The sequence below is a fragment of the Streptomyces sp. ActVer genome, from assembly GCF_027270795.1.
GTDB lineage: Bacteria > Actinomycetota > Actinomycetes > Streptomycetales > Streptomycetaceae > Streptomyces > Streptomyces umbrinus_A.
Genome location: NZ_JAPWHT010000397.1, coordinates 1 through 9,764, shown reverse-complemented (window position 1 = coordinate 9,764; position 9,764 = coordinate 1). Strand labels below are relative to the sequence as shown.

Genomic DNA, 9,764 nt, shown 5'->3' with positions numbered 1-9,764 from the left:
AGCGGGGGGACCCCCATCGTCCCTTACTCAGGGGCTCCGCCCCCGAACCCCCGCTCCTCAAACGCCGGAGAGGCTGAAATACCTCAGGGCCGAGATACCCAAGGGGCGCGGGGAACTGCGCAATCTTTCAGGGGCGCGGGGAACTGCGCGGCCAGCCACAGCGGGCCCGCACCTTTCGGCCCCGCCCGCCCGCACACCTCAGCCCGACGCAGTCGCCCGGCTCAGGCGGCCGCCCAACTGCCGCACGTACTCCACGAGTTCAACCGGCTCATGCACGGTGAACTCGCAGTCCACCATCGCGAGCCGCACCGCCAGCCACTGCACGGCATCCCCGGAGGTGCTCCGCAGCCGACAGCTCCGGTCGTCGACCGGCTCGGGCACCCCGAGCCACCCCGGCAGCCGCGCGGCGATGAACTCCGCGGGGGCGGCGAACGTCACCGCGAACTCGTACGTCTCCTGCCGCCGCTGCATCGACTGCCGCAGATATTCGGCCGCACTCCCCGTCGGCATCTCACGGGGTGTGAAACGGGCCCCGGTCGCGAACGGGTCGGCCACCCGGTCGACCCGGAACGTGCGCCAGTCCTCGCGGTCGAGGTCGTACGCGACGAGGTACCAGCGGAGGCCGGTCGACACGAGCCGGTACGGCTCGGTCCGGCGCCTGCTCTCCGCCCCGTCCTTCGCCCGGTACGCGAACCGCAGCAACTCCCGCCCCGCGATCGTCGAGGCCATCACGGTCAGCGTCTCGGGTGCGATGCTCGCGCCGTCGCCGTTGGTCAGGGGAGTGGTCGCGGCCTGGAGGGTGGAGACGCGATGCCTCAGACGGCTCGGCAGGACCTGTTCGAGCTTGGCCAGCGCCCGTACGGACGCCTCGTCCACGCCCTCCACGGCGTGCCCCGCGCCTGCCCGCAGCCCGACCGCGATCGCCACCGCCTCCTCGTCGTCGAGGACCAGCGGCGGCATGGCCTTCCCGGCGACCAGCCGGTACCCGCCGTCCGCGCCCATCGTCGCCTGCACCGGATAGCCGAGCTCCCGCAGCCGGTCCACATCCCGCCGCACGGTCCGCCGCGACACCCCCAGCCGCTCGGACAACTCCCCACCGGGCCACTCCCGCGGAGTCTGGAGAAGAGAGAGCAACTGAAGCAGCCGTGCAGGGGTGTCGGTACTCATGGGGTCTCCCTCACATAGACGTGCCCCTTCAGGGGCGCGGGGCCGTATCGATTTGCGGCTCCGCCGCGTGGGCGCGACCAGCCACAACGCACCCGCACCCGCAAACGCGCCGCACCCTTCTTCAATTGCACCAAGAATGCCCCACCACTAGGACACGACCTGACCTACATCCCCCCTACCTTCAGAACATGACCTCTTCCAGCAGCACTCTCCCGTCCCCCCGGCCGGAGGCCGACCGCCGGCGCTGGTTCGCGCTCGCCATCGTGATGACCGCGGCCTTCATGGACCTGGTCGACGTCACGATCGTCAACGTCGCGATCCCGTCGATCCAGCGGGACGAGGGCGCGTCCTTCAGCCACATCCAGTGGATAACGGCCGGCTACGCGCTGGCCTTCGCGGCCGGCCTGATCACCGGCGGCAGGCTCGGTGACATCCACGGCCGCAAGCGGCTGTTCCTCATCGGCATCGGCGGATTCACGCTCGCGTCCGCGCTCTGCGGCTTCGCGGTGAACCCGGACATGCTCGTCGCCTCCCGCATCCTCCAGGGGGCCATGGCCGCGCTGATGGTGCCGCAGGTGCTGTCGATCGTGCACGCCACGTTCCCGGCGCACGAGCGCGGCAAGGTCTTCGGGATGTTCGGCGCGATCGTGGGACTCGGCGCGGTCTCGGGCCCGGTCCTGGGCGCGCTGCTCACCGAGTGGAACCTGTTGGGCCTGGAGTGGCGGCCGATCTTCCTCATCAACCTGCCGGTCGGCATCGCGGGTCTCGTCCTCGGCCGGAAGTTCATCACCGAGTCGAAGGCCCCGCACGCCCTCAAGCTCGACCTCGTCGGAGTCGTCCTCGTCACCCTCGGCCTGCTGATGCTCCTCTACCCGCTGACCCGCGGCCGCGAGCTGGGCTGGCCGGTGTGGGGGTACGTCGTGATGGCCGGCTCCCTCGTGGTCTTCGCGGCGCTGGTGGCGTACGAGAAGAGGAAGGCGGCGCGCGACGGTTCCCCGCTCGTCGAGCTCTCCCTCTTCAAGGTGAAGAGCTTCGCCGCGGGCATCGCCGTGCAGACGGTCTTCGGCGTCGGCCTCGGCATCTTCTTCCTGGTCTGGACGCTCTACATGCAGGTCGGCCTCGGCTGGAGCGCGCTGCGCGCCGGTCTGACCGGCATTCCGTTCTCCATCGCGGTCTCGGTGGCGGCGGGCATGTCGGTGCAGAAGCTGGTGCCGAGGTTCGGGCGGAAGGTGCTCCAGGGCGGCGCGCTGATCATGGCGGCGGGTGTCCTGCTCTACATCTGGGAGGCCGAGCGGTACGGCATGTCCATCGCCTCCTGGCAGATGGCGCTTCCGCTGGTTGTCATGGGGGCCGGCATGGGTCTGATCGTGGCCCCGCTGACGGACGCGATCCTCTCCGAGGTGCCGCGTGAGCACTCCGGTTCGGCGTCCGGCCTGATCAACACGGTTCAGCAGATGGGCAACGCCCTCGGCCTCGGCCTGGTCTCCGTCGTCTTCTTCGGCTCGATGTCCGACCACCTGCCCGGACCCGAGGTGGGCCCCGCCTTCGTCGACGCCTTCCAGAACGCGCTGGTCTGGGTCGCCGTGGTGATGACGGCCATCTTCCTGCTGATGTTCGCCCTCCCGAAGCGGCCCGCCCAGCACGTGGAGGGAACGGAGACCGCCGAGACCCCGGGGATCACGCCGCTCGACAAGGCGCCCGAACTCGTCGGCTGACCACAGCGGCGGACGGCAGCCGTTGATGACAACAGCCGTCGGCGGCAGCGATTGACGACGGCGGCCGACCGGATCCGGCATCGCGAGGCCCGGCCCCTCAGGGGGCCGGGCCTCGCCGTATGCCCGGCCATGCCCGGCCCGATGTCCGTTCATGCCCACATTCATGCCCGAACCTGTTTACTTTGCGGAAATCTGGGCGTAGCCTCACGCTGAAACCACAGGTTCGGGCACTGAGCGGAGGCGAACGGACATGTACGCACCGGAGCGACAGCAGGAGATCCTCCGGCTCGCACGTGACGGCGGCCGTGTGGATGTCGTGTCGCTGGCGGAGGAGTTCCAGGTCACGGCGGAGACGATCCGGCGGGACCTCAAGGCCCTCGACCGGGCGGGACTGCTGCGCCGGGTCCACGGCGGTGCCATCCCGGCCGGGCGGCTCGACTTCGAGCCCGACCTCGCCGAGCGCGAGACCACCGCGGCCGACGAGAAGGACCGCATCGCCAAGGCCGCCCTGGCCGAACTGCCGGACAAGGGCACGATGATCCTCGACGCGGGCACGACCGTCGCCCGCCTCGCCGGGGCCCTCCCACTGGAGGCGACGCTCACCGTCGTGACGCACAGCCTCCCCATCGCGGCCCGCCTCGCCGACCACCCCGGCATGCAGCTCCATCTCATCGGAGGCCGCGTCCGGCACCGTACGCGCGCGGCGGTCGACGCCTGGGCGCTGCGGGCGTACGGAGAGATCCGCGCGGACGTCGTCTTCCTCGCGGCGAACGGCTTCTCCGCCGAGCACGGCCTGACCACCCCGGACCTCGCCGAGGCCGCCGTGAAGCGGGCGGCCCTCGCCGCCGCGCGCCGCGTGGTGCTGCTCGCCGACTCGGCCAAGCACGGCCAGGAACACTTCGCGCGCTTCGGCGACCTCAGCGAGGTGGACCTGTTGATCACCGACAGCGGGCTGAGCCCCGAAGACGCGACCGCCATCGAGCGCGGCGGCACGGAAGTAGTGCGCGCATGATCCTCACCGTCACCCCGAACCCGTCCCTGGACCGTACGTACGAGGTCCCCTCGCTCGACCGCGGTGAGGTCATACGGGCCACCGGCGAGCGCATGGACCCGGGCGGCAAGGGCGTCAACGTCTCGCGGGCCGTCGCCGCGGCCGGCCGGCGCACCGTCGCCGTGCTGCCGCTCGGCGGAGCGCCCGGCGCGCTCGTCGCCGACCTCCTGGACGCCCAGGGCATCGAGGTCGCACCGGTTCCGGTGGCCGGGGCGACCCGCTCGAACATCGCGCTCGCCGAGGCCGACGGCGTACTGACGAAGATCAACGCACCCGGGCCCGAACTCACCTCCGCCGAGGAGGAGTTGCTCCTGGAGACCGTGCGCGAGCAGTCCGGCGACGCCGACTGGATCGCCTGCTGCGGCAGCCTGCCGCGCGGCCTCGCCCCCTCCTGGTACGCCGAGATCGTCGCCCGCGCCCACCGGGCGGGCGCCCGCATCGCCCTCGACACCTCCGGCCCGGCCCTGCTCGCGGCCCTCCGCGAACGGCCCGACGTCGTCAAGCCCAACGCCGAGGAACTCTCCGAGGCCGTCGGCCGCCCCCTCGTCACGGTCGGCGACGCGGTCAAGGCCGCCGAGGAACTGCGCGAGCTGGGCGCCCGTGCCGTGCTCGCCTCCCTCGGCGCCGACGGGCAGTTGCTCGTCAGCGAGGAGGGCGCGTGGTTCGCGGGCGCACGCGTCGACGTCGTACGCAGCAATGTGGGCGCGGGCGACTCCTCGCTCGCCGGATTCCTCATCGCCGGCGGCAGCGGTCCCGGCGCGCTCGCCTCCGCGGTGGCCCACGGCGCGGCCGCCGTCCAGCTTCCGGGCAGCGTGATGCCGAGCCCGGCGGACCTCGACCCGTCCGCGGTGACCGTCACCTCCGAGATCCCCGTGGACCGCGTACTGACGGAGCAGGTGTCATGACCGGCCGCCGACTCCCGCGCACGGACTTCCGCGCAACCCACGAACCGGCCCTGATGCGGCGGGGACTCCCCTTACCCGCCGCAGCCGCCGCCGCACGGACGCGGGGCCTCCCCGGCCCCGGCCTCGTTTCAGCACACCCCGTAATTCCCGTAACCGCCGCAGCTTTCGACCGCGGCACCCCCGTCCCCACCCTCGCCCACAAATCTCCCCGGGCGATACGCGTGCGAAGGAGCCCGCGATGAGCGAGATGATCACCGCGGACCTGGTCGATCTCGACCTGTCCGCCGATACGAAGGAAGCGGCGGCGCGCGCCCTCGCCGAGCGCATGGTGTCCCTGGGCCGGGTGACCGACCTGGACGGCTTCCTCGCCGACGTGGCCGCCCGCGAGGCCCAGATGCCGACCGGCCTCGACGGCGGCATCGGCATCCCGCACTGCCGCAGCGAGCATGTCACCGAGCCGACGCTCGCCTTCGGGCGCAGCGCGGCCGGGATCGACTTCGGCGCGCCGGACGGCCCCGCCGACCTGATCTTCCTGATCGCCGCCCCGGCCGGCGCGGACGACGCCCACCTCACGATCCTGTCGTCACTGGCCCGCCAGCTGATGAACGCCGAGTTCACCTCGGCGCTGCGGTCGGTGGGCGACGCGGCGGGGGCAGCCGCCCTGATCCGCGGCGACGAGCCCGCGACCACCCCGGCACCCGCCACCGCGGCCGCCGAGCCCGTGGCCGACGGCTCCGAGGCATCCGGTGACTCCTCCGCCGACTCCGAGGCGGCGTCCGGGACCACCCCTGCCCCGGTCTCCGAACCTGCCTCCGAGCCTGCCCCGGCCCCCGCCTCAGCCGGTACGGGCGACGAAGGTGCCGCCGAAGGCAAGGGCGGGCGACCGTTCCGTATCGTCGCCGTCACCTCCTGCCCCACCGGTATCGCGCACACCTACATGGCGGCCGAGTCGCTGGAGAACGCGGGCCGCGACGCCGGTGACGTCGAGGTCGTCGTCGAGACGCAGGGCTCGGCCGGTTTCAGCCGGCTTGACCCGGCCGTCATCGCCGCGGCGGACGGCGTGATCTTCGCGCACGACATGCCCGTACGGGAGAAGGACCGGTTCGCCGGGAAGCCCACCGTGGACGTCGGCGTGAAGGCGGGCATCAACAAGCCCGCCGAGCTGATCGCCCAGGTGCGCGGCAAGGCCGAGCGCGGCGAGGTCACGGCGGCCGCCGGGCCCCGCGGCGGTACGCCGGTGGAGCGGGCCGGGGAGCCCGGTGAGGGCTACGGCACCAAGCTCCGCAAGTGGCTGATGTCCGGCGTGAGTTACATGGTCCCGTTCGTGGCCGCGGGCGGTCTGCTGATCGCGCTCGGGTTCGCGATCGGCGGCTACCAGATCAACGAGGCCAAGCCGGTCACCGAGGTCTTCAACTGGGGCCAGGTCGACAGTTGGGCAGCGCTGCTCTTCCAGATCGGCGGCGTCGCCTTCGGCTTCCTGATCCCCGTCCTCGCCGGTTACATCGCCTACGGCATGGCCGACCGGCCCGGTCTCGTGCCCGGCTTCGTCGGCGGCATGATCTCCGCCAACATCGCCGCGGGCTTCCTCGGCGGTCTGGCCGCGGGTCTGCTGGCCGGTGGTGTCGTCCTCGCCATCCAGCGGATCAAGATCCCACCGGTGCTGCGCGGCATCATGCCGGTGGTCGTGATTCCACTGGTCTCCTCGATCGTCGTCGGCTTCCTGATGTTCATCGTCATCGGCAAGCCCATCGCCGAGGCACAGAAGGCCATGACGGACTGGCTGTCCGGCCTCTCCGGCACCAACGCCGTCCTGCTCGGCGTGCTGCTCGGCCTGATGATGTGCTTCGACCTCGGCGGCCCGGTCAACAAGGTCGCGTACGCCTTCGCCACGGGCGGTATCGCCGTCCAGGACCCGAGCGGGTCCGCGATGAAGATCATGGCGACGGTCATGGCGGCCGGCATGGTCCCGCCGCTGGGCATGGCCCTGGCCACCACGATCCGCAAGAAGCTGTTCACCACGGCGGAGCGGGAGAACGGCAAGGCCGCCTGGGTCCTGGGCGCCTCCTTCATCTCCGAGGGCGCGATCCCGTTCGCGGCGGCCGACCCACTGCGGGTCATCCCCGCCTCGATGGCGGGCGGCGCGGTCACCGGCGCCCTGACCATGGCCTTCGGCTCGACCCTGCGCGCCCCGCACGGCGGCATCTGGGTCACCTTCCTGATCGGCAAGCCGTTCCTCTACCTGCTCGCCATCGCGATCGGCACAGCAGTCACGGCAGGCCTGGTCATCGTCCTGAAGGGCATGCGCAAGACGCCCCTGGGCGCCGACGAGGACAAGACCCCGGAGGCTCCGGCGCCCGCCCAGAAGAAGGAACCGATAGCAGCCTGAACGCTCCGCTGAGGAGTAACAAAGACGGGTGGGCCGGGACTGAGAAGTCCCGGCCCACCCGTCGTGCCCCGTCACCGGGTCGCGGGGTGCCTTTTCAAGCAGGCGGGGCCCTTCCAGGGGCGCGGGGTGCTTCTTCAAGCGGGCAGGGCCGACAGCGGCTTTTTAGGGGCGCGGGGCTGTATCGATTTGCGGCTCCGCCGCGTGGGCGCGACCGGCCACGACGAACCCGCAGATCACCCGCCGGCCTCGCTACCCTGCTGAACCGCCGGAGGCGGACGCGCGCCGCTCCATGGCGTCCCGCGCATCCTCCTCGGACGGATACACCTCACACATGTGCCGCCCATCGGGCGTAGCCGTGTGCTCGACCTCCCACAGGGACAGCTCCCGCCCGTCGTGGAGCAGAAACGCGTGCTCGTAGAGCGAGAAGCACATCCCCCGCTCACCGGCCCGGCACGGCCGCCCGAAGGCCTGGGTGATCTGGTGCGCGAACGCCATCTGCAGCAGATCGGCCATGTCCTCGCCCGGCCGGTCCGGGTTCTCCGCGCGCCGCAGCAGCCGCCGCCCGTGATCCGCGGAGTCGTCGGGAACGTACGCGTGCAGCGGCTCGGGGACGTGCGACACCCGCACCATCACCGGCAGTTCGAAGTCCGGCGCGTCCGCCGGGAGCGGCAGCCGCCCCGTCGCGGTACGCAGCTCCTCCTCGTCCTCGTACACCTCGTGCTGCGTCTCGCGGCTCGGCGCGGTGTTGTGGACGAGCTCCCAGAGCGTGAGCGCGCTCCCATCGGCCAGCAGCCAGGTGTGCCGGTACGTCTCGCGGTGCAGCCCCGCACTGTGGTGCGCGGAGTGCAGCGAACTGTCGTGGGCCAGCGCCCGGTCCAGCCGCCGTATCGTCTCGTCCGGCAGCTCGAAGGAGTTCAGGGCACGGCCGAGGAGCCGCGCGAGATGCTCCTCCGGAGACTCGGGCGACTCGGCTGGCTCGTACGCTGCCGTCTCGTACGGAACGCTCAAGGCTTCTCCCGGCGTTGCTGCATGTCACCTTGTGGGTGCATACCGTAGCCCCTCGGGCGGACATCATGTCCGGGAACCGAGAAAACGTACGCACGGAAAACGCCGGGGCCGTGTGAGGAGTTCCCACACGGCCCCGGCGAAGCGTCAAAACCCCTTGGTCAGAGGGCACTTCCCGCGGTCCAGGCACTCCATGCCATGTTCCAGCCGTTGAGACCGTTGTCCGGTGCGACCGTCTTGTCGGGGGAGTTCTTGACGGTCACGACATCGCCCACGAGCGAGTTGTCGAAGAACCACTTGGCGACCGTGTCGCCGCCCGCGCCCCGCACGTCCGCCATCCCCACGCAGCCGTGGCTGGTGCCCTGCTTCCCGAAGGGTGGATTGCCCTTGTTGTACCAGTAGTTGCCGTGGATGAAGGTCCCCGAGGTCGTCAGCCGCATCGCGTTCGGCACGTCCGCGATGTCGTACTCGCCGCCGTAGCCGACCGTCGACCCGTTCATCCGCGTCTGCCGGAACTTCTCCGAGATCGCCATCTGCCCGTTGTACGTGCTGTTGTCCGGGCTGCCCGCCGAGATCGGGATCGTCTTCACGGTCCTGCCGTCACGAACCACCGTCATGGTCTGCGTGCTGACGTCGACCGTGGACACCTGGGAGCGCCCGACCGTGAAGGTGACCGTCTTGTCCTGCACCCCGTAGACGCCGTTCGCGCCCTCGACACCGTCCAGGTCGATCTTCATCGTGACCTTGGAACCGGCCTTCCAGTACGCCTGGGGCCGGAAGTCCAGCCGCTGCGCGCCGAACCAGTGCCCGACCACCTTCTGGCCGCTGCTGGACGTGACGGTGATGTGCGACTGCACGGCCTTCCTGAACTTCCCGTCGCCGATCGCCTTGTCGAAGGTGAACGACACCGGCATCCCGACGCCGACCTTCGTGCCACCGTCCGGTGTGTACGTCCCGATGAAGCTGTTGTCCGTGGACACCGTCGTGAAGATGGAGTTGGCCGCCGACGGCTTCCCGTCGCCGTCCTTCGCGGTGGCCGATATCTGGTACTTGGTCCCGCGCTCCAGCTGCTCCTTCGGCTTCCAGCTCTTCCCGTTCGCCGCGAGCGTCCCCGGTACGGCCGCCCCCGTGGCCGACTCCTTCATCGACACCTCGGTCAGCCTGCCGTCGCTGACCTTCACCCCGGTCGAGTTGATCGACGCCGCCGTCGAGCCGTCCTCGGCGGAGATGAGGATCTTCGCCGCCGAGGACTTGGTGTCGCCGTTCTTGTCCTCGGACTTGTTGTCGGCCTTGGAGGAGGACACCGACGCCGACCGCGCCCTCGCCCACCTCATCGAACGCGGCCACACCGAAGGCGCCTTCGACCCCGCCCTGGACGTCGACTGGATCGTCCAGACCCTGTGGTCCCTCCTGTACGTGGCCTGGCAACGCGGCCGCACCGGAGGAACCAAGCACGAGGCCCTGACCTTGTGCCTACGCACTCTCCGGAAGGCGGTTGCTCCGGGGGCCTAGAGGCCTTTCGGGCGGGCGGGCTG

At 70.8% G+C, this 9,764-nt stretch carries 8 protein-coding genes; 5 read left to right on the top strand and 3 right to left on the bottom strand.

What is annotated here, in order from left to right:
* Positions 1-198 precede the first annotated feature (198 nt).
* Positions 199-1,167 (bottom strand): YafY family protein, encoded by a 969-nt coding sequence (locus tag O3Q52_RS41245; RefSeq protein WP_269653685.1) that lies wholly within the window; start codon positions 1,165-1,167, stop codon positions 199-201.
* A 188-nt stretch (positions 1,168-1,355) separates the two neighbouring features.
* Here O3Q52_RS41245 and O3Q52_RS41240 point away from each other — a divergent pair, with 188 nt between their 5' ends.
* From O3Q52_RS41240 to O3Q52_RS41225, 4 genes are all read left to right on the top strand, one after another.
* Positions 1,356-2,882: an MFS transporter gene (locus tag O3Q52_RS41240; RefSeq protein WP_269653684.1), complete on the top strand. Its 1,527-nt coding sequence runs from the start codon at positions 1,356-1,358 to the stop codon at positions 2,880-2,882.
* 250 nt (positions 2,883-3,132) lie between these two features.
* The gene (locus O3Q52_RS41235; protein WP_269653683.1) at positions 3,133-3,894 is read left to right on the top strand and encodes a DeoR/GlpR family DNA-binding transcription regulator; all 762 of its coding nucleotides are present in this window, start codon (positions 3,133-3,135) and stop codon (positions 3,892-3,894) included.
* Positions 3,891-4,838, top strand: a complete 948-nt coding sequence (gene pfkB / locus O3Q52_RS41230; RefSeq protein WP_269653682.1) for a 1-phosphofructokinase — start codon at positions 3,891-3,893, stop codon at positions 4,836-4,838. Before O3Q52_RS41235 ends, pfkB begins: the two co-directional genes overlap by 4 nt.
* 238 nt (positions 4,839-5,076) lie before the next feature.
* Positions 5,077-7,224, top strand: a complete 2,148-nt coding sequence (locus O3Q52_RS41225) for a fructose-specific PTS transporter subunit EIIC (RefSeq protein WP_269653681.1) — start codon at positions 5,077-5,079, stop codon at positions 7,222-7,224.
* Positions 7,225-7,473: 249 nt separating this feature from the next.
* Here O3Q52_RS41225 and O3Q52_RS41220 read toward each other — a convergent pair whose 3' ends face one another.
* Both O3Q52_RS41220 and O3Q52_RS41215 read right to left on the bottom strand, forming a co-directional pair.
* On the bottom strand, positions 7,474-8,232 hold the full coding sequence (locus tag O3Q52_RS41220) for a DUF6227 family protein (RefSeq protein WP_269653680.1): 759 nt from the start codon (positions 8,230-8,232) through the stop codon (positions 7,474-7,476).
* A 158-nt stretch (positions 8,233-8,390) separates the two neighbouring features.
* Positions 8,391-9,533, bottom strand: coding sequence for an Ig-like domain-containing protein (locus O3Q52_RS41215; RefSeq protein ID WP_269653679.1), 1,143 nt, complete (start codon positions 9,531-9,533; stop codon positions 8,391-8,393).
* Between O3Q52_RS41215 and O3Q52_RS41210 the strand changes: the two genes are divergently transcribed.
* Positions 9,520-9,741, top strand: a complete 222-nt coding sequence (locus O3Q52_RS41210; protein WP_269653678.1) for a hypothetical protein — start codon at positions 9,520-9,522, stop codon at positions 9,739-9,741. The genes O3Q52_RS41215 and O3Q52_RS41210 overlap by 14 nt on opposite strands.
* Positions 9,742-9,764: the final 23 nt, after the last annotated feature.

What these genes read in the sequence shown, in the direction of transcription:
- O3Q52_RS41245 (WP_269653685.1), bottom strand. Translation starts at nt 1,167, where the DNA reads ATGAGTACCGACACCCCTGCACGGCTGCTTCAGTTGCTCTCTCTTCTC.
- O3Q52_RS41225 (WP_269653681.1), top strand. Translation starts at nt 5,077, where the DNA reads ATGAGCGAGATGATCACCGCGGACCTGGTCGATCTCGACCTGTCCGCC.
- O3Q52_RS41240 (WP_269653684.1), top strand. Translation starts at nt 1,356, where the DNA reads ATGACCTCTTCCAGCAGCACTCTCCCGTCCCCCCGGCCGGAGGCCGAC.
- O3Q52_RS41235 (WP_269653683.1), top strand. Translation starts at nt 3,133, where the DNA reads ATGTACGCACCGGAGCGACAGCAGGAGATCCTCCGGCTCGCACGTGAC.
- pfkB (WP_269653682.1), top strand. Translation starts at nt 3,891, where the DNA reads ATGATCCTCACCGTCACCCCGAACCCGTCCCTGGACCGTACGTACGAG.